General features: G+C 72.8%; 15 protein-coding genes. 4 read left to right on the top strand and 11 right to left on the bottom strand.

Features of this window, described 5'->3' with window-relative positions:
- Positions 1–28: 28 nt before the first annotated feature.
- From E6R60_RS23035 to E6R60_RS22985, 11 genes are all read right to left on the bottom strand, one after another.
- The gene (locus E6R60_RS23035; RefSeq protein ID WP_136328518.1) at positions 29–2,752 is read right to left on the bottom strand and encodes a fumarate reductase/succinate dehydrogenase flavoprotein subunit; all 2,724 of its coding nucleotides are present in this window, start codon (positions 2,750–2,752) and stop codon (positions 29–31) included.
- An 11-nt stretch (positions 2,753–2,763) separates the two neighbouring features.
- Positions 2,764–3,507: an ABC transporter ATP-binding protein gene (locus E6R60_RS23030; RefSeq protein WP_136328517.1), complete on the bottom strand. Its 744-nt coding sequence runs from the start codon at positions 3,505–3,507 to the stop codon at positions 2,764–2,766.
- Positions 3,504–4,364, bottom strand: a complete 861-nt coding sequence (locus tag E6R60_RS23025; protein WP_136328516.1) for an ABC transporter permease — start codon at positions 4,362–4,364, stop codon at positions 3,504–3,506. Before E6R60_RS23025 ends, E6R60_RS23030 begins: the two co-directional genes overlap by 4 nt.
- The gene (locus tag E6R60_RS23020; protein ID WP_136328515.1) at positions 4,361–5,728 is read right to left on the bottom strand and encodes an ABC transporter substrate-binding protein; all 1,368 of its coding nucleotides are present in this window, start codon (positions 5,726–5,728) and stop codon (positions 4,361–4,363) included. The genes E6R60_RS23025 and E6R60_RS23020 overlap by 4 nt, the downstream gene beginning before the upstream one ends.
- A 15-nt stretch (positions 5,729–5,743) precedes the next feature.
- Positions 5,744–5,971, bottom strand: coding sequence for a ferredoxin family protein (locus E6R60_RS23015; protein ID WP_136328514.1), 228 nt, complete (start codon positions 5,969–5,971; stop codon positions 5,744–5,746).
- Between the two features lie 42 nt (positions 5,972–6,013).
- The gene (locus tag E6R60_RS23010; protein WP_240802653.1) at positions 6,014–6,784 is read right to left on the bottom strand and encodes a GntR family transcriptional regulator; all 771 of its coding nucleotides are present in this window, start codon (positions 6,782–6,784) and stop codon (positions 6,014–6,016) included.
- A 303-nt stretch (positions 6,785–7,087) separates the two neighbouring features.
- The gene (gene fahA / locus E6R60_RS23005; RefSeq protein ID WP_136328512.1) at positions 7,088–8,317 is read right to left on the bottom strand and encodes a fumarylacetoacetase; all 1,230 of its coding nucleotides are present in this window, start codon (positions 8,315–8,317) and stop codon (positions 7,088–7,090) included.
- A gap of 156 nt (positions 8,318–8,473) precedes the next feature.
- Positions 8,474–9,373 (bottom strand): class I SAM-dependent methyltransferase, encoded by a 900-nt coding sequence (locus tag E6R60_RS23000; protein WP_136328511.1) that lies wholly within the window; start codon positions 9,371–9,373, stop codon positions 8,474–8,476.
- 149 nt (positions 9,374–9,522) lie between these two features.
- Complete coding sequence (locus tag E6R60_RS22995; protein WP_136328510.1) at positions 9,523–10,128, bottom strand: XRE family transcriptional regulator; 606 nt, start codon at positions 10,126–10,128, stop codon at positions 9,523–9,525.
- A 68-nt stretch (positions 10,129–10,196) separates the two neighbouring features.
- Entirely contained in the window at positions 10,197–12,221 is a 2,025-nt protein-coding gene (locus E6R60_RS22990) for a CocE/NonD family hydrolase (protein WP_136328509.1), read from the bottom strand.
- A gap of 9 nt (positions 12,222–12,230) precedes the next feature.
- The gene (locus tag E6R60_RS22985; RefSeq protein ID WP_136328508.1) at positions 12,231–13,730 is read right to left on the bottom strand and encodes a peptide MFS transporter; all 1,500 of its coding nucleotides are present in this window, start codon (positions 13,728–13,730) and stop codon (positions 12,231–12,233) included.
- Between the two features lie 156 nt (positions 13,731–13,886).
- Between E6R60_RS22985 and E6R60_RS22980 the strand changes: the two genes are divergently transcribed.
- The 4 genes from E6R60_RS22980 (at position 13,887) to E6R60_RS22965 (ending at position 18,335) form a co-directional block, all read left to right on the top strand.
- The gene (locus tag E6R60_RS22980; protein WP_136328507.1) at positions 13,887–14,897 is read left to right on the top strand and encodes a polyprenyl synthetase family protein; all 1,011 of its coding nucleotides are present in this window, start codon (positions 13,887–13,889) and stop codon (positions 14,895–14,897) included.
- Positions 14,898–15,118: 221 nt separating this feature from the next.
- Positions 15,119–16,375 carry an outer membrane lipoprotein carrier protein LolA gene (locus tag E6R60_RS22975; protein ID WP_136328506.1) on the top strand — a complete coding sequence of 419 codons (1,257 nt, stop codon included), beginning with the start codon at positions 15,119–15,121 and terminating at the stop codon, positions 16,373–16,375.
- 93 nt (positions 16,376–16,468) lie between these two features.
- On the top strand, positions 16,469–17,458 hold the full coding sequence (locus E6R60_RS22970) for an ABC transporter ATP-binding protein (protein ID WP_136328505.1): 990 nt from the start codon (positions 16,469–16,471) through the stop codon (positions 17,456–17,458).
- Entirely contained in the window at positions 17,445–18,335 is an 891-nt protein-coding gene (locus E6R60_RS22965; RefSeq protein WP_136328504.1) for an ABC transporter permease, read from the top strand. The genes E6R60_RS22970 and E6R60_RS22965 overlap by 14 nt, the downstream gene beginning before the upstream one ends.
- Positions 18,336–18,478: the final 143 nt, after the last annotated feature.

Below are 18,478 nucleotides of genomic sequence, written 5' to 3'. Positions count from 1 at the left end.
CTCGGGCTTGCCTGAACGTGTGCACGAGTCACGCGCCGTTGACCGCCGCCGTCCCCCTCGCCGCGTACGCCCGCACATCCGCGTCCGGGTCCGCCACCGCCCCCGCCAGGGCCTCCCGCGCCGCCGCCTCGCCCGGGTGACGCAGCAGCGCCAGCACCGCCGCCTTGCGCACATCGGCGTTCGGGTCTGCCAGCGCACCGGCCAGCGGGGTGATCGCCCGGTCCGGGTCCGCCGAGGACAGGGCCGTCGCCGCCCCCGCCCGGACCCGCCAGGCCGGGTCCGCGAGGGCGGCCACCGCCCGCTCGGCGTACGAGGGCGGGCACCCTGTCCCCGCGAGCGCGGCAAGGGCCGCCGCGCGGACCAGCGCGTCCGGGTCGTCCAGCAGCGGGGCGAGAGGGCCGGGGCCGGGGGAGCGGACCGCGGCCAGCCCCTTCGCCACCGCCACCCGCACCTCGCGGGCGGCGTCGGCGGCGGCCAGGGCCAGCCCCTCCACCGCGTCCACGGACACCAGGGCCCGGACGGTCTCGACCCGTACCTCGAGATCCGGGTCGGTCAGCGTGTCGGCGTACAGCTCCGCGTCGCCGAGCCGCAGCGCCCGCAGGATGTCGAGGGAGGCGGCGCGGACCACCGGGTCGGCCGACGACAGGGCGGCGACCAGGGGCGCCCGCAGCGCGGGCGAGGGTTCCAGGACCTCGACCAGTTCGCGCAGGGACGCCGCGACGGCCGCGCGCACGAGCGCGGCCGGGTCGGCGAGCGCGGCCGCCAGGGCGGGGCCCGCCTCCGGCGGGGTGGACTCCGTGAGCGCGGCGACGGCGGCCCGGCGGACGGCCGGGTCGGGATCGTCCAGATAGGGGGTGAGAGCGGCGAGGTCCGGTTCGCCCTCGGCCAGGGCCAGCAGTTCCAGGATGCGCGGGGAGGTGGAGGAGACCGCGTCGGCCACCGCGGGAGAGGCGGCCCGCGCGGACGCGGACACCGGTGCCGCGTCCCGCGCGCCCGCCGTCCCCACGCCCTCCGGCTCCACCTCGCCGATCCACCGCACCGGCCCCCCGGCGGGTGCGAACCCCTCCACCGGGACCAGGTACGGCGCCACCGGCCGGGCCGTGAACTCCATCGCCCCGGAGGCCGACTTGTACAGGTCCAGGTGGTGGAACCAGTCCGCGTCGTCCCGCTCCGGATGGTCCGTGCGCTCGTGGTAGAGCCCCCACCGGGACTCCGTCCGGGCGAGCGACGAGCGGGCGGCCATCTCCGCGCAGTCCCGGATGAACGACACCTCCGCGCACCGCATCAGTTCGTGCGGGGTCTTCGCGCCCATCTCCGCGAGGTCGGTGCGCATCCGCTCGAACGACTCCAGGGCGATCGAGAGCCGGGCGCCGGACTTGGGCGGCGCGACGTAGTCGTTCACGAAGCGGCGCAGCTTGTACTCGACCTGAGGCTGCGGCGGCCCGTCCGGATGGCGCAGCGGCCGGTAGATCAGCTCGTGGGCGGCGCGGAGCTGTTCGGCGGGCAACTCGCCCTCGTACGCCCTGAACCGGGCCGCGTCCTCGCCCGCCAGGTCACCGAAGACGAACGCGCCGATCATGTAGTTGTGCGGGACGCACGCCAGGTCCCCGGCCGCGTAGAGCCGGTCCACCGTGGTGCGGGCGTGGGCGTCGACCCGGACCCCGGAGGCCGAATGGCCGCCGCACAGACCGATCTCGGAGATGTGCATCTCGATGTCGTGGGTGCGGTAGTCATGGCCGCGGCCGGCGTGGAACGTGCCGCGGGTGGGCCGTTCCGTGGAGTGCAGGATGTTCTCCAGCGCGCTGACCGACTCCTCGGGGAGGTGGCTCAGCTTGAGGTACACCGGCCCGCGGTCGGAGGCCACCTCGGCCGCGAACTCCGCCATCATCTGCCCGGACCAGTAGTCGGAGTCCACGAAGCGTTCGCCGTGCCGGTTGACCTGGTAGCCGCCAAAGGGGTTGGCGACGTACGCGCAGGCCGGTCCGTTGTAGTCCTTGATCAGCGGGTTGATCTGGAAGCACTCGATGCCGGTCAGCTCGGCGCCGGCGTGGTACGCCATGGCGTAGCCGTCACCGGCGTTGGTGGGGTTCTCGTACGTGCCGTAGAGGTACCCGGAGGCCGGCAGCCCGAGCCGTCCGCAGGCGCCCGTGGCCAGGATGACGGCGCCCGCGCGGACCGTGACGAACCGCCCCGTGCGGGTGTTGAAGCCGGCCGCGCCGATCGCCCGGCCGTCGTCACCGGTGAGGATGCGCACGGGCATGACGCGGTTCTCGATCCGGATGCGTTCGCGCATCTCGCGGCGGCGCAGCTGCCGGTAGAGGACCTTCTTCACGTCCTTGCCCTCGGGCATCGGCAGGACGTACGAGCCGGAGCGGTGGACCTGGCGCACCGCGTACTCGCCGTGCTCGTCCTTCTCGAACTTCACCCCGTACGACTCCAGCCGCCGCACCATCGCGTAGCCGCGGGTCGCGGTCTGGCGGACGGTGGACTGGTCGACGATGCCGTCGTTGGCGCGGGTGATCTCGGCGACGTAGTCGTCGGGTTCGGCGCGGCCCGGGATCACGGCGTTGTTCACGCCGTCCATGCCCATGGCGAGCGCGCCGGAGTGACGGACGTGCGCCTTCTCCAGCAGGAGCACGGCGGCGCCTCGCTCGGCGGCGGTGAGGGCCGCCATCGTGCCGGCCGTGCCGCCGCCGACGACCAGCACGTCGCAGGAGAGTTCCTCGGCGTCGGCGAGGGCGGGGATCTGCACGGGGGTGCCTTTCAGGAGAGGGTGGTGAGGGATTCCAGGACCTGGCGGCGCAGCGCGACCGTCGCCGGGTCGGCGTGGGCGGCGCGTTCGCGCGGACGCGGCACGGTCAGCACCCGGCCGGTGGAGAGCAGTGCCACGCGGTCGCCGAGGAACAGCGCCTCGTCCACGTCGTGCGTGACGAAGACGACGGTGGCGCCGGTGCCGCGGAGCACGTCCACGAGCAGTTGCTGCATCCCGGCCCTGGTCTGGGCGTCCAGGGCGCCGAACGGCTCGTCCATCAGGACCGCGCGGGGCCCGGCCGCCAGGGCGCGGGCCAGCTGGACCCGCTGGCGCTGGCCGCCGGAGATCCGGTGCGGGAGCTTCGTGGCATGCTCCTCCAGACCCACCCGGGCCAGCCAGGAAGCGGCGCGCTCCCGGCGTTCGGCGCGGCCCGCCCCCTGGATGGCGAGGGGCAGTTCGACATTGGCGCGGACCGTGCGCCAGGGCAGCAGGGCGTCGTCCTGGAAGACGAGGGCCCGCTCGGCGCGGGGGGCGGTGACGGGTTCGCCGTCCTGGCTCACCTCACCGTCGAGCGCAGGCAGCAGCCCGGCCAGGGTGCGCAGCAGCGTGGACTTCCCGCAGCCGGACGGGCCGACGACGGTGAGGATCTCGCCGGGGACGACGTCGAGGTCGACCCCCTCCAGGACCGGCACACCGGCCCGGCCGAGCGTGACGTCGCGCAGGGTGAGCCGTACGCCATGGGGGCCGGCGGTCATGAGTGCACCCTTTCCTGTGCCGTACGGACCGAGGGGACAGCCGCCGGCGCCGGAGCGGGCCTGCGGCGCACGGACGCGGCGGGGCCGCTCTCCGTACGCGGCAGCCAGCGGGTCAGCCTGCGGCCCAGCAGTTCCACCGCCGTCGAGGTCAGCCAGCCGAGCAGGCCGATGGTGGCCATGCCGACGAAGACGCCGGGATAGTCGACGACCGTGTAGTCCTGCCAGGTGCGGTAGCCGACTCCGTACTCGCCGGAGATCATCTCCGCCGAGATCACGCAGATCCAGGACACCCCGATGCCGACGGACAGGCCGCCGAGGATGCCGGGGAGCGCCCCGGGCAGCACGACGGAGAACAGGATCCGCCCCCGTCCGCCGCCCATCGTCAGGACGGCCTCCTCCCACACCGGGGTCAGGGCCCGCACCGCGTGCCGGGTGGAGACCATGACGGGAAAGAACGCCGCGGTGCAGGTGATGAAGACGATGCCCTGCTCGTTGCTGGGGAACAGCAGGATCGCCACCGGGACGAGCGCGATCGCCGGGACGGGCCGCAGCACTTCGAGGACCGGGCCGAGCAGGTCGGCCGCGAGCCGCGAGCGGGCGACGGCCGTGCCGACGGTGACGCCGAGGACGGCGGCCAGCGCGAATCCGGTGACGATCCGGGTCAGGCTGTCGGTGAGGTCCTGCCAGTACGTGTCCCCGGAGATCCGGTCCGCGTAGGCCCGGGCCACCTCCGTCACCGTCGGGAACTGCTCGAAGCGCAGCCACAGATTGATGTCGTAGGAGGTCAGCGCCTGCCACAGCCCGAGCGCGGCGACGAGCGAGAGCGCCCGGCGCACGAGGGACCAGCGGCCGCTCATGAGGCGGCCCGGGCCAGACTCAGCGCGTCGGCGTACGAGACGATCCGGGCGCCGGAGTGGGCCGCCACATCGGCGCGGGCGGCGGACCCGGTGACGTGGGGCCGCAGCGCGTCCCCGTCCGCGACCCACACCGCCCGGTCCGCGAACCACAGGGTGCCGGTGGACGCGTCGGGGACGTACGCCACCCGGACGGCGTCCCGGTGCGCGGCGACGTACCGCAGCAGCCCGGCGGAGGTGGCGTACGACGTCGTGGTGTCCTTCCCCTTCAGCCAGACCTCGCCGCCGCGCCGGGCGGGCGGACCCGCGGCCAGCGCCTTCGCGTAGCCGGAGCCGTACACCCGCTTCACATGGCTGTCGTCGACGAAGGAGTCCACATCGACGTCGCCGACGAGCTTCGCCGAGCGCAGCACCGGGACGTCCTTCTTCAGCGCCGCGATCAGCGCGGGCTTCAGCGTGGTGTCGAAGGTCGCGATGCCCTGGGCGCCGTTGTAGAGGTGGACGACCTCGGCCGGGAGGCCGGTGGCCTTCGCGACCGACTCGGACGCCGCCACCGGGTGCCGGTGCAGGTACTCCGTCGCCCGGCCCTGGGCCCGGAGGAAGTCCTCCACCACGGCGGACCGCTTCGTCGCGAAGTCCTCGCGGACCGTGACCCCGTGGAACGTCGGCAGCTTCAGCTCGGCGCCGTCGTACAGGGCCTTCGCCCGGCCCTGGAACGCGAGCAGGCCGGGCCAGGCCACGAACTGCGAGAGCGCGTCCGCGCTGCCGGCCTGGAGGGCCGAAGCACCCACCGCGGGCTGCTGGTTGAGCTTGCGGATGTCCTTCTCCGGGTCGAGCCCGGCCTGCTGGAGGGCGCGGACGAGGGTGCCGTCCGCCGCCGACCCGACGCTCGTGGAGACCTTCTTGCCGCGCAGGTCGGTCAGCGACTTCAGCTTCGAGTCCGGCCCGGTGACCACGGTGTTGAGGCCGCCGGCCAGGTTGTAGCCGGTGACCGAGACGAGCCGGGTGGGGCGGTGGAGCTGCTCGCCGCGGGCCGCGTTGATCAGGAGCGGGAAGTCACCCATCGACCCGATGTCGATCTTCCCGGCGGTCATCTGCGCGGTGATCGGAGCTCCGGTGGCGTAGTCCTGCCACTCCACCTTGTACGTGACCCCGTCCCGCTTCCCGCGGCTGCGCAGCTCCTCCTCGAAGTAGCCGAGGGAGCGCAGCAGGGTGCCGGCGGTGACGGTGTTGATCGTCCGGGACTGGTAGCCGACGGTCACGGTGACCGTGCCGTCGCCGCCCGCGCTCGCGGCGCCGCCGCAGCCCGCGGTGAGGGTGACGAGCAGCGCGGCGCCGGCCAGGGCGCCGAATGCCTTGCTTCGCATGGGAGTCGGGGCCTTTCAGCGGAGGAGGTAGGGCATGTTGACGGTGACGGCGTCGGTGGGGCACCGGGCCGCGCAGGGACCGCAGTACCAGCACTCGTCGACGTGCATGTACGCCTTGCCGTTGTCCGGGTGGATGGCGAGGGAGTCGAGCGGGCACATGTCGACGCAGAGCGTGCAGCCGTCGATGCACTTCGACTCGTCGATGGTCACGGGCACGTCGGCCCGCTGGGGCACCAGAGGCATGGCGGAGCTCCAGGGAAGGGGGTGTGCGAAAAGGGGGAGGGGTCAGCAGGTCCGGTGCAGCACGCCGTTCATGCTGATGCGGTCGCCGCGGAACCGGATGAACTCCAGGTCCACCGGGCGTCCGTCGGCGAGGTGGGTGAGCCGCTCCAGCATCAGTACGGCGGAGCCGCGCGGGGTCTCCAGGACGGCGGCGGAGTGCGCGTCGGCATTGACGGCCTCCAGGGTGATGTCGGCACGGCCCAGGGGCTGCCCGGTCAGGGACTCCAGCAGCCGGAACACATCCGTGTTCTCCAGGTCGGCGCCGAGCAGCCCGGCGCCGATGTCCATCGGGACGTAGGTGAGGTCGAGGGAGAGCGGCAGCCCGTTCAGCAGCCGGCGGCGTTCGATGTAGAGCACGTCGGTGTGCTCGTCGACGCCGAGCCGCCGGGCGACGGGCGCGGGTGCGGGGACGGGGCCCACCGTACGGACCTCGTTGGTCACCCTGCCGTGTTCGCGCAGGGTCTCGGCCAGGCCCTGGAGCCGGTCCAGGGCGTGCGGATACCTCTCGCCGACGACGACGGTGCCGACGCCCGGCTGCCGTTCGACGATCCCCTCACCGCGCAGCAGGTCGAGGGCCTGGCGGACGGTGTTGCGGGAGACGCGGTACTCGGTGCCGATCGTGTCCTCGTACGGCAGGACGCCACCCGGGAACGCCCCCGCGCGCACCTGGTGGCGCAGCAGGTCGGCGAGGAGCCGGGCACCGTCCGCGCGCAGTCGGCGCCGACGGGCGGCGGCGACCGGCACGGTGTGCTCACGGATGCGTTCGGCTGGCATGCGGTGGACCATACCGACGCTGTGCGGGAGTTGGTGTTGCCGCAGTGTTGCGCCACTTGGAGGCTGGGCGGGTACGGCTCTGACCTGCGGTGATGCGAGCCGCCACGGAAAGATCCGCCACCGTCGCCGGGCCCGCGAAGATCCGCCGCGGCACGGGGAACGGGAAGCCCCGCCGCCGGCGCCCGGAACGGCCGCCACCGGGCCCGCCGGGGAAGGACCCGCCCTCGGCGTCCGGCGCGGGAAGATCCGCCGCCGGTGCCCGGGGTCACCTGCCGGGCGCCGGCGGCACCCTTCCCCCGGGCATCACGGCGCGGGCACGATCCGGCCGGTCACCTCGCCGAGGCCGACGCGGGTGCCGTGCGGGCCCGGGGCCCAGGCCGTCAGGGTGACCGTGTCGCCGTCCTCCAGGAACGTCCGCTTGCCCTCCGGGAGTTCCAGGGGGTCGCGGCCGTTCCAGGTGAGCTCCAGCAGGGAGCCCCGCTGGGCCGGGTCGGCACCGCTGATGGTGCCGGAGCCGTACAGGTCACCGCTGCGCAGCGAGGCGCCGTTGACGGTCATCTGTGCCAGCTGCTGGGCGGCCGTCCAGTACATGGTGGAGAACGGCGGCTCCGAGACGACCTGGCCGTTGATCGCGACGGAGAGCCGCAGATCGAAGCCGCCGGGCTCCTCCTCGTCCGCGTCGTCGAGGTAGGGCAGCAGCGGGAAGTCCCGTGCGGGCGGCGGGGTCCGGGCGGCGTCCAGGGCGTCCAGCGGCGTCACCCACGCCGATACGGAGGTGGCGAAGGACTTGCCGAGGAACGGGCCCAGCGGGACGTACTCCCAGGCCTGGATGTCGCGCGCCGACCAGTCGTTGAGCAGCGACAGGCCGAAGACGTGCTCGCGGAAGTCGGCGAGCGGCACCGCCCTGCCCTGCTCCGAGCCGACGCCGACGACGAACCCGACCTCGGCCTCGATGTCCAGCTTGACGGACGGGCCGAAGACGGGGGCCGGGTCGGAGGGGGCCTTGCGCTGCCCCGAGGGGCGCACCACGTCCGTACCGGACACGACGACCGTGCCGGCCCTGCCGTGGTAACCGATCGGCAGGTGCTTCCAGTTGGGTGTGAGCGCGTCGCCGTCCGGGCGGAAGATGCGGCCGACGTTGGTGGCGTGGTGCTCGCTGGCGTAGAAGTCCACGTAGTCCGCGACCCGGTAGGGGAGGTGGAGCGTCACGGAGTCGACGGGGTGCAGCAGCGGCTCGATGTCCGCGCGGTGGGCCGGCACCGTCACCCAGGCGGTCAGCGCGCGGCGGACGTCGCTCCAGGCGGTGCGGCCCGCCTCGAGCAGGGCCATCAGATCGGGCTGGGCCAGCAGTTGCGCATAGGGCGAACCCAGTGCGTGCGCGGCCGCCCCGGCGTCCAGCACGTGGTGGCCGATGCGGACGCCGACGCGCCGTTCGGTGGGCCGGTCGGGGGTGGAGAAGACACCGTACGGAAGGTGGTGCGGACCGAAGGGATCGCCCTCGGCCACGTCGAGCGGGCTGCTCTGCTCGGGCATCTGTTGCTGCCTCGCTTTCCAGGTCGCTGTGGGGGACACGTTACGTGGGGGACATCCCCCGGCGTCAGCGCCCCAACCATCCGCAATGCCCCGGAAAGTGCCGTTGCGGTCCCTCGAAAACCCTCCTGCGCGAGCGACCTCGTGAGGCGCCGGCCCTCAGGCCGGGCGCGCGGCCCAGACGGTGCGTTCGGTGCGCACGGCGAGGTCCTCGCGGCGCAGAAGGCCGTGCGGGCTGTCGGCGTCCAGGAGCTCGTCGAGAGCGGCGAGGTCCTCGGCGTCGAGTGCGGGGGCGGCCACGCCGCGGATCCGCTGGAGGCTGCCGTGGGCATAGCGGCCGATGGCCGGGCTGCGCTCACCCTCGATGCGGACGACGACGGTGCGCTCGGCCTCGACGGTGAAGCCGGCGGCTGTCAGCATCGGGCCCCAGTCGGCGCCGCGGTGCGGAACGTGCTCGGCGTGGAAGCTGTCGGTCGCGGCATGGGCGCGCTCTTCGAGGCCGGGCCGGCCCTCGGGTGCGCCGGCCGGCAGGAACCGGGGGAAGCCCGCGAGCTCGACGACGGCGAACAGGCCGCCGGGTGCGAGCAGGTCGCGCACGCTCGTGAGGGTGTGGCCGGGGTCGGCCATGTGGTGCATCGAGGCCGAGGCCCACACCAGATCCGGTGTGCCGAGGTCGGGCCAGTGGGGGCTGTCGAGGTCGGCCTGCACGGTCCGAACGCGCCCCTCGACGCCGCGGGCGCACGCCTTCTCGCGCAGGAGCCGGAGGTGCCCGGCCGAGGTGTCGACGGCGGTGACGTGCGCGTCGGGGAAGCGTTCGAGGAGCGCGAAGGTGCCCGCGCCGGTGCCGCAGCCCAGGTCCACGATCCGGGCCGGCTCGCTCGTCAGCGGCAGCCAGGCGGTGATCGACGCGATGTGCCCGGCGAGCACCTCGGCATCCAGATCGAGGATCTCCGCCTGCCCGCTGTCGCTGTGCTCGGGGTGGTCGCCGTGGTGGTGGCCGGGGCCGGGGTGGTGGCCGCCTTCGCCGTGGTCAGGGGTGTGCTGGTGCGTTCGGCTCATGGCACCACCGTAGGGTCGTCATGCGCGTGCAGCACAACCCTTTGCGCATAACGCAAGAAGGTGGTGCCGTTCGCTGCCCGGGGCGCAAGGCCGGCCCTCTTGGCGGAGCCTTCCGGGTGAATCGCGGCTTGCTCCGCCCGGAGGTGTGCCTAGAGGTCCGGGACGCCTCCGCACTCCGCTTCGGAGCCGGCGTCGGCATCCTTCTGGTGGCCGCGGCGGGCGTCACGGTCGAAGATCCCCATGATCTCGCACGGCCCGCCCTCGACGCCGATGGCGTGCGGCATCATGGTGGGGAACTCGGCGGCCTGGTTGGTCTCGATGCGGAAGCGCCGGTTGCCGAGCATGAGGACGGCGGTGCCGGACAGGACGACGAGCCATTCACGGCCGGGGTGGGCCCGCATGCGGGCGGGGTTGTCCGGCGGCGGCTCGGTCATCCTCTGGCGCACGACGCTCATGCCGGGGTCGCCCTTGATCGGCCAGCGCATGAGGCCGTGCCTGCCGTCGATCACCGGGCTGATGACGACATCGTCGGCGGCGTTCTCCACGAGCTGGTCCAAGGTGGTGTCCAGGGCGCGGGCGAGCGTGACGAGCTGGTCGAGCGCCAGGCGGCGCTGACCGTTCTCGATGCGGCTCAGCGAGGACTGGCTGAGGTGGGCGCGGGTGGCCAGCTCCTCCAGCGACCAGCCCTGCGCGACGCGCAGCGCGCGGATCCGTTTCCGTACGAGGCTGTCCAGCTGCCCGTCTTCTTGCGTCATGAGCAGCATGGTATGCGCGCGGGGCAACGCGAGGGACCTCGGGATGGAAGACCCCCGCGGGACAGCCCTTAGCCCGCCGTGCGCGGGATGCGCTTCTCCCAGGTCCGGTGGAAGACGACTTCGCCGCCCTCCTTGCAGACCACCTCGTCGGACGTGATGAAGTCGCTCGCGTCGGCCGTGATCTCGGAGCGGGTCTCGATCAGCACGTCCCAGGACATCTCCGGCCGGTGCAGCCGGACCGTCCAGTCGGAGCGGGTGCGCGCGGAGAGCGGATCGCGTTCCTGGATCGTGTACGTCTCGACCGCGTCCTCGGTGAACTCCAGGCCGTCGGGGTAGACGCGCGTGCCGCCGTACCGCGGGTCGACCTCCATCCGCCACTCGCCCTTGGCCACGTCACGGACGATGAGCCGCTCGGGCCGCTGCTCGTCGAGGGTGACGGGGACGACGACGCCGAGCGGTTCGGCCTGCTCGGGCTCCTCGAAGCGGATCGCGGGGTCCTCGGTGTGCCGGCGCACCGGGAGTTCGACGAGGCTGCCCTCGGCCTCCAGGGTGAAGCCCTTCGAGCCCGCCTGCGGCCAGATCCACGGCCAGTACGAGGACGAGACGGCGAGCCTGATCCGGTGCCCGGGCGGGAAGGCGTGCCCGATGCCGTTCAGCTCGAAGGTGACGTCCTCCGTCGCACCGGCGGGCCAGTCCTCCGCGCGGTCCCGGCCGTTGCGCGCGGCCAGGTTGAGGACGCCGCGGGTGACGAGGGTGGACGAGCCGTCGGGGGCCACGTCGCAGAGCCGGGCGACGGCCTGGCCGCGCGGGGCGTCCATCCGGATCCGCAGCCTCACCCGGGGGCGGCCCAGGATCTCGATCGGGGCGTCCTCGACCGGGAATTCGAAGCACACCGACTTGGCGTCCTCGTCCCGCTGGTCGGGCGGCAGGTCGGCGTCGTTGCCGAAGGGGAAGAACCGGCCGGCGTCCATCCCGGTCTGCTGCGGCGAGTCGACGATCTGCGGACCGCCCTGGAGGGCGTACGCGACCGGCGCGACGTTCTCCGACGGCCAGCCGGTGTCCCCGACCCAGCGGCCGGGCAGGGTCTCGTAGACCGTGGCCGGCCGGTGCGACTCGCTGATCCAGGACCGCAGCAGCGGCTCCGCCATGACGCCGGTGTCCTTGTCCTTCAGGTGCTGGTCCCACCAGCGCAGCGTCTCCTGGAGGAAGCCGATGCCGGGCCCGGGCGGGAGCCCCCGGTCGGGGTACTGGTGCGACCAGGGACCGATGAGCCCGCGGACCTTCGCCGGGTCCAGGTGCTCGACGAGCCGGAGCACGGTGTCGCGGTACGGGTCGTGCCAGCCGCCCACCGCGAGGACGCTGGCCTTGATCGCGGAGTAGTCCTCGCAGACGCTGCCGTGCTTCCAGTAGTCGTCGCGCGTCTGGTGCCCCAGCCAGGTGTGGATGAAGGGGTCCACGGCTTCGAGCCGGTTCAGCCACATCTCCCGCCAGTCGTCACCGACGTCCGCCGGGTCGGGCGGCCGGCACACGAAGGCCAGCATGGTCGCCGCCCAGGCGTGCATGTCCACGGCGAGGACCGACCCGCCCATGTAGTGGACGTCGTTGTCGTAGCGGTCGTCGGCCGAGCACACGGTGACGATCGCCTTCAGCGGCTCGGGGGCGAGGGCGGCGATCTGCAGCGAGTTGAAGCCGCCCCAGGAGATGCCGAACATGCCGACCCGGCCCGAGCACCACTCCTGCCGGGCCAGCCAGTGGATGACGGCCACCCCGTCGGCGAGCTCCGTGGCGTCGTACTCGTCGCCCGGCATCCCCTCGCTGTTGCCGTGCCCGCGCACGTCGACCCGGACCGAGGCGTAGCCGTGGCCCGCGTACCAGGGATGGCGCTGCCAGTCCCGCGGCGCGGTCCAGTCGCTCAGCCGGTACGGCAGGTACTCCAGCAGCGCGGGCACCGGCTCGTCGGTGACCGGCCGCCAGATCCGGGCGTACAACTGGGTGCTTCCCCCAGAGCCTTCGGCCTGGGAGGTGCCCCCTCGCAACGGGATGTAGACGTCCTCGCGGGTCGTCTCGTACGGGAACGCGGTCCGGATGTGCATGGGAGTCCCTCAGTGGACGGGGTGCATGGTGCGCCTGAGCCAGGGGGCGGCGGCGATGACGGCCAGACCGGCCACCACCGCGACAGCGCCATTGACACCGAAGTAGGCGGGGTTGGACACCTCGCCGTAGAGCTTCACGATCTGTGCCTGGATGCCGTTGGCGAGGGCCAGCGAGAGGAACCAGAGCGCCATCGTCTGGCTGGCGAAGGCCCTCGGGGCGAGCTTCGTGGTCGCGGACATGCCGGAGGTCTCCAGCAGGACGTCGCCGAGCCCGAGGAGCAGATACGAGCCGACGATCCACCAGGCGGCCATCTTGTACGTGTCCGAGGCGTGCCCGGAGGTGGGCAGGACCATCAGCAGGAACGAGAGCCCGCCGAGGATCACCCCGATCGCGATCTTGTTGGACGCGTGCGGCTGGCGCGGCCCCATCTTCGCCCAGACGGCCGCGACCACCGGGGCGAGCGCCACCTCGAAGGCGCCGAGCGCGGACGCGTACCAGCTCGCCGGGAAGTGGAAGCCGAAGATCTCCGTGCGGGCGTTGGTCGACGCGAGCAGCATCATCGTCGAGTACGCCTGGAAGAGGATGAAGTTGAAGACGACGGAGGCCAGGAACAGCACCACGTACGGGCGCAGCCTGCCGCGTTCCTCCGCGGTGACCCGGGGGCTCCGGAACATCACCGCGAAGTAGACGACCGGTGCGATCACGGAGACGAGGGTGAGCAGGTCGACGAAGCGGTCCATCGTCAGCCACCCCGCCAGGGCCAGCGCGGTGGCGACGGCGGCCACCACGAGGACGCCGACGGCGATGAGCAGGACCGCCCGGCGCATGGGCCCGGGGGCCAGGGCGAACTCGGCGGTGTTCCTGCGCCCGGCCAGGTGACGCCGGCCCGCCACGTACTGGATCAGGCCGAGCGTCATGCCGACGGCGGCGGCCGAGAAGCCCCAGTGCCAGCTCGCGTGGTCACCGAGCCAGCCGGTGATCAGCGGGCCGAGGAACGCGCCGATGTTGATGCCCATGTAGTAGAGGGCGAAGCCGGCGTCCCGGCGCTCGTCGTCGGTGCGGTACAGCTTGCCGACCATGGTGGCGACGTTCGGCTTGAGCAGGCCCGTTCCGGCGCTGATCAGACCCAGGCCGACCCACGTCATGACATCGGTGGGCACCGCCATGGCGTAGTGCCCGCACGCGATGAGGACGCCCCCGTACAGCACGGCCCGGTACGAGCCGAGGATCCGGTCGGCCAGCCAGCCGCCGGCCACCGAGACCAGATAGACGAGGGTGCCGTACGCGGCGGAGACGGACGCCGCGGTGCCGGCCTCCATCCCCATGCCGCCGTGCGCGACCGTGTCGGCGAAGTAGAGGACCAGGATCGCCTGCATGCCGAGGAACGAGAACCGCTCCCAGACCTCCAGGCCGGACAGGGTCATCAGACCCCGTGGCTGGCCGAAGAAGGCGTGGTCGTCACCCGGCGGGGGCTGGGCGGCTTCGGTGTCTGCGGCGGTCCGGGACAAAGCGGCAACTCCTGATCGTATGAGCTGATCCCGAACATACCGGCGGTCGCGGGAAGCCGCCCACGGTGATCCAAAGGGGACCGGATACGCTGACTTGAGTGATGACAGCGACACATCGACATTCCATGTGATCGTCAGCAGACAGGAGATCCCCTCGTGACCGTCGTCGGGCCGTTCGGACTGAGCGTGCGGGACCAGGCTCTTGAGGCCGGTGTCCAGGCCGGTTTGGCTGCTGTCGAGTCGGGGCTGCTCGATGCCACCAAGAGCGAGGTGCCCTTCATCACGGAGGCCGCGCAGCACCTGGTGCGCGCGGGCGGCAAGCGGTTCCGGCCCCTGCTGGCGATGCTGGCCGCCCAGTTCGGCGACGCCGACGCGCCGGGCGTGGTGCCCGCCGCCGTGGTCGTCGAGCTGACGCACCTCGCGACGCTGTACCACGACGACGTGATGGACGAGGCAGACGTACGCCGCGGAGTCGACAGCGCCAATTCGCGCTGGGGCAACTCGGTGGCCGTGCTGACCGGCGACTTCCTCTTCGCGCGCGCGTCGCACATCCTGGCCGACCTCGGCCCCGAGGCCGTCCGCATCCAGGCCGAGGCGTTCGAGCGGCTGGTCACCGGCCAGATCCTGGAGACCGCGGGCCCGCGCGACGGGCGCGATCCGGTCGAGCACTACCTCGACGTGATGCGCGGCAAGACCGGCTCGCTGATCGCCGTGGCCTGCCGGTTCGGCGCGATGATGGCCGGCGCCGACGAGGCGACGACCGACATCCTCACCCAGTACGGCGAGCGGCTCGGCGTCGCCTTCCAGCTCGCCGACGACGTCCTCGACATCGCCTCCGACTCCCACGAGTCCGGTAAGACCCCCGGCACCGATCTCCTCGAAGGCATCCCGACCCTGCCCGTCCTCCACCTGAGGGCGCGGGCCGCGGCCGACGGCGAGCCGGACGACCTGGAGCTCGTCGCGCTGCTGGACGGTGACCTGAACGGCCCCGGCCGTCTGGAGGAGGCACTGCGCCGGCTGCGCGCCCACCCGGCGCTCGACCAGGCGCGACGCGACACCGTCCGGTACGCCCAGGAGGCGCGGGCCACCCTGAAGCCGCTGCCGTCGTGCTACGCGAAGGACGCCCTGGAAGAGATGTGCGACGCCGTGGTGCACCGCGCGGGCTGACTGCCGGTCACCGCCGACCCCTACGGGACGGCGGTGACGCCGCCCCCCGGTGTCATCCCGGAGAGGTACGCGGAGTTGCTCCCGCGGGCTGACGCCTGGAGCCGCCCGATTTGGTCAGATGGAGAACAACCACTCCTGAACCAAAAAACGGGTGAGAATGGCGGCACGGAGTGGACGAGTGCATCCGGACGGAAGCCGCCGACCACGGAGGTAGGGCACACATGGCACCGAACGACAGCGCAGGCACCAACGACACGGCGACGCACGGCACCACCGGCGCCGGCGCGGGCCGCCGGAAGGCGGTGCGCTACATCGTCCCGGTCGCGGTGGCGGGGGTGGCGGCCGCGACGATCGGGCTGGTCCCGGCGCTCGCGAGCTCGGGAGACCCCGATCTGCCGAAGATCACCGCGCAGGAACTCATCGAGAAGATCGCCGCCTCGGACACGCAGCAGCTCTCCGGCACGGTGAAGATCAGCACCGACCTCGGCATCCCGTCGATGGGCGGCCTGGCCGGCTCGTTCCTCGGGGACGGGGCGGGCGACAAGGGCTCGGCGAGCGCCGACCCGCAGACGAAGCTGACGGAACTCGCCTCCGGCACGCACACCCTCCGGGTGGCCGCCGACGGCCCCGACAAGCAGCGGGTGTCCATCCTGGACGACGCGTCCGAGTACAGCCTGATCCACAACGGGGACCAGGTCTGGGCGTACGACAGCAAGGCGAACGCGGTCTACCACGCCGAGGAGAAGGCCGGGCGGGGCAAGGAGCAGGCCGCTCCCGAAGGCGTTCCCACCACCCCCAAGGCCCTGGCGGAACAGGCGCTGAAGGCCGCCGACGGCACGACGTCCGTCACGGTCGGCGGCACCGCGCAGGTCGCCGGGCGGGACGCCTACCGGCTGGTCATCAAGCCCGAGCAGAGCGGTTCCACGATCGGCTCGATCACCGTCGCGGTGGACGCGGAGAACGGCACACCGCTCAAGTTCACCCTCCAGCCCAGCAGCGGCGGCAAGGCGGCGGTCGACGCCGGGTTCACCTCGGTCGACTTCAAGAAGCCCGACGCCTCCTCGTTCTCCTTCACCCCGCCCAAGGGCGCGAAGGTCACCGAGGCGGACGAGGCCGAGGGCGACGCGAAGGCCGACGCCGGGAAGGCGAAGGGCGACCTGGATCACCTGGACCACCTGGGCGGCCTGAGCGGCTTCGAGGGCGCGAGCGGCGCGAAGGTGATCGGCGAGGGCTGGAACGCCGTCGCCGAGATCAGGACCCCGGGCGGCGCGGCCGTCCCGTCGGCGGAATCGGGCGACGTACCGGCCGAGGCGCAGCAGTTCCTGGACGCCCTCGGCGACAAGGTCACCGGAAAGTTCGGCTCGGGCACGGTCTTCAAGACCCGCCTGGTCAACGCTCTGATGACGGACGACGGCCGGGTCTACGTCGGCGCGGTCACCAAGGACGCGCTGGTGAAGGCCGCGGACGACGCGAGCTGAGCCGCCCGTCGTGCACCGTCGCGTGCACGGTCCGCCCGCCCCGCCGTAGCCTCCGTACGGCGGGGCGGGGCGGACGCGATCTGGGGAGCACACATGACAGGGGCCGATACGGCCGGCACCGCCCGCGCCGCCGCCACGGCCGGCACCGCGCCCGTGATCGAGACGCGGGGCCTCACCAAGCGGTACCGCGGCGGCCAGCTCGCCGTCGACGGGCTCGATCTCACGGTCCCCGGCGGCAGCGTCTTCGGCTTCCTCGGTCCCAACGGCTCCGGGAAGACCACCACCATCCGGATGCTGATGGGTCTGATCGAGCCGACCTCCGGCACCGCGACGGTCCTGGGCCGCCCGATGCCCGGCGCGGCCCGCACCGTGCTGCCGGAGGTCGGGGCGCTGATCGAAGGCCCCGCGCTGTACGGGTTCCTGAGCGGCCGGGACAACCTCGTGCGCTTCGACCGCGCCGACCCCACCGCCGATCCGCGCACCCGCGGCGCCCGCGTCGGCGACGCCCTGGAGCGGGTCGGCCTGGCCGCCGCGGCGGGCAAGAAGGCCCGGGCCTACTCGCTGGGCATGAAGCAGCGGCTCGGCCTCGCCGCCGCCCTGCTCCGGCCCCGCCGACTGCTCGTCCTGGACGAACCGACCAACGGCCTCGACCCGCAGGGCATGCGGGAGATCCGCGCCCTGGTCCGGGAACTGGCCGCCGAGGGCACCACGGTCTTCCTCTCCTCCCACCTCCTCGACGAGATCGAGCAGATCTGCACCCACGCGGCCGTCATGGCCCGGGGCCGGCTGATCACCCAGGCCCCCGTCGCCGACCTCTCCGCGGGCGCCCTCGGCCGGCTCGCCGTCACCACGCCGGACCCGGCCGACGCCGCCCGCGTCCTGAAGGAACACGGCATCACCGGCATCACGCTGGACGGCGACCGGGTGCGGGCCGACGCACCGGCCGCCGCCGTCGATCTCGCGGACCTGAACGCCGCCCTGGTCCACGGCGGGATCCGGGTCCGGTCCTTCGGCGTCGAACGCGCCTCGCTGGAGGACGCGTTCGTCGCACTCACCGGAGAGGGATTCGATGTCGCAGGCTGAACTCGCCCCCGCCCAGGCCCCCGCGGCGCGGCGCAACCCGCTGTGGACGCTCGGCATCCTGCGGTCCGAGCTGACCACCACCGTGCGCCGCTGGCGCACCCTCGCCCTGCTCGGCGTACTGGCCGCCGTCCCCGTGCTGATCGGGGTCGCGGTCCGCATCGAGACGGCCGACGGTTCGCCCGCCGGGCCCGGCGAGGGCGGGGCGGGGCCCGCGTTCCTCTCCCAGGTGACCAACAACGGCCTCTTCCTGGTCTTCGCCTCCCTCGCCGCGACCCTCCCGGTCTTCCTCCCGATGGCGGTGGGCGTCGTCGCGGGCGACGCCGTCGCGGGTGAGGCCGACGCCGGAACGCTGCGCTACCTCCTGGTGGCCCCGGCCGGCCGGACCCGGCTGCTGCTCGCCAAGTACGCCTCCACCCTGGCGTTCTGCCTGGTGGCGACCCTCGTCGTGGCGGCCTCGGCACTGGCCGTGGGCGCGCTGCTCTTCCCCATCGAGGACATCACGACGATCTCCGGCACCCGGATCGGTTTCGGCGACGGGCTGCTCAGGGCGGGGTTGGTCGCGGTGGCGGTCGCGGCGTCACTGACCGGCTTCGCGGCGCTCGGACTCTTCGTGTCGACCCTCACCAATAGCGGGATCGCGGCCATGGCGGCGACGGTCGGGGTGCTGATCACCGTCCAGATCCTGGACACCATCCCGCAGCTGAGCGGCATCCACCCGTATCTCTTCCCGCACTACTGGCTGTCCTTCTCGGACCTGCTGCGCGAGCCGTTCTACTGGGACGAGGTGCTGAAGAACCTGGAGCTCCAGGCGCTGTACGCGGCGGTGTTCGGCTCGGCGGCCTGGGCGCGGTTCACGGCGAAGGACATCACTGCCTGAGGGAAGCGGCTCCGGCACCCGTACCGCCGGCCGGCGAGCCGTCCCCCGATCGGCTCGTCGCGGCACGAACGGCACGAACGGTGCAAGGCAAGGAACGAGCCGACACGGTACGTTCCGTTTCCCGCTTGAGCCATGTTCGACTT

Origin of the sequence: Streptomyces sp. A0642, assembly GCF_004795105.1 — a bacterium.
Classification (GTDB): domain Bacteria; phylum Actinomycetota; class Actinomycetes; order Streptomycetales; family Streptomycetaceae; genus Streptomyces.
The sequence above is the reverse complement of the archived record's forward strand: the minus strand, read 5'-3'. Positions and strand labels throughout refer to the sequence as shown.

Bases quoted from the DNA above. Each gene is read 5' to 3' on its own strand.
- E6R60_RS22995 (WP_136328510.1), bottom strand. From the start codon at position 10,128: ATGACGCAAGAAGACGGGCAGCTGGACAGCCTCGTACGGAAACGGATC.
- fahA (WP_136328512.1), bottom strand. From the start codon at position 8,317: ATGCCCGAGCAGAGCAGCCCGCTCGACGTGGCCGAGGGCGATCCCTTC.
- E6R60_RS23020 (WP_136328515.1), bottom strand. From the start codon at position 5,728: ATGCGAAGCAAGGCATTCGGCGCCCTGGCCGGCGCCGCGCTGCTCGTC.
- E6R60_RS22970 (WP_136328505.1), top strand. From the start codon at position 16,469: ATGACAGGGGCCGATACGGCCGGCACCGCCCGCGCCGCCGCCACGGCC.
- E6R60_RS23030 (WP_136328517.1), bottom strand. From the start codon at position 3,507: ATGACCGCCGGCCCCCATGGCGTACGGCTCACCCTGCGCGACGTCACG.
- E6R60_RS23000 (WP_136328511.1), bottom strand. From the start codon at position 9,373: ATGAGCCGAACGCACCAGCACACCCCTGACCACGGCGAAGGCGGCCAC.
- E6R60_RS23015 (WP_136328514.1), bottom strand. From the start codon at position 5,971: ATGCCTCTGGTGCCCCAGCGGGCCGACGTGCCCGTGACCATCGACGAG.
- E6R60_RS22965 (WP_136328504.1), top strand. From the start codon at position 17,445: ATGTCGCAGGCTGAACTCGCCCCCGCCCAGGCCCCCGCGGCGCGGCGC.
- E6R60_RS23010 (WP_240802653.1), bottom strand. From the start codon at position 6,784: ATGCCAGCCGAACGCATCCGTGAGCACACCGTGCCGGTCGCCGCCGCC.
- E6R60_RS23025 (WP_136328516.1), bottom strand. From the start codon at position 4,364: ATGAGCGGCCGCTGGTCCCTCGTGCGCCGGGCGCTCTCGCTCGTCGCC.
- E6R60_RS22975 (WP_136328506.1), top strand. From the start codon at position 15,119: ATGGCACCGAACGACAGCGCAGGCACCAACGACACGGCGACGCACGGC.
- E6R60_RS22990 (WP_136328509.1), bottom strand. From the start codon at position 12,221: ATGCACATCCGGACCGCGTTCCCGTACGAGACGACCCGCGAGGACGTC.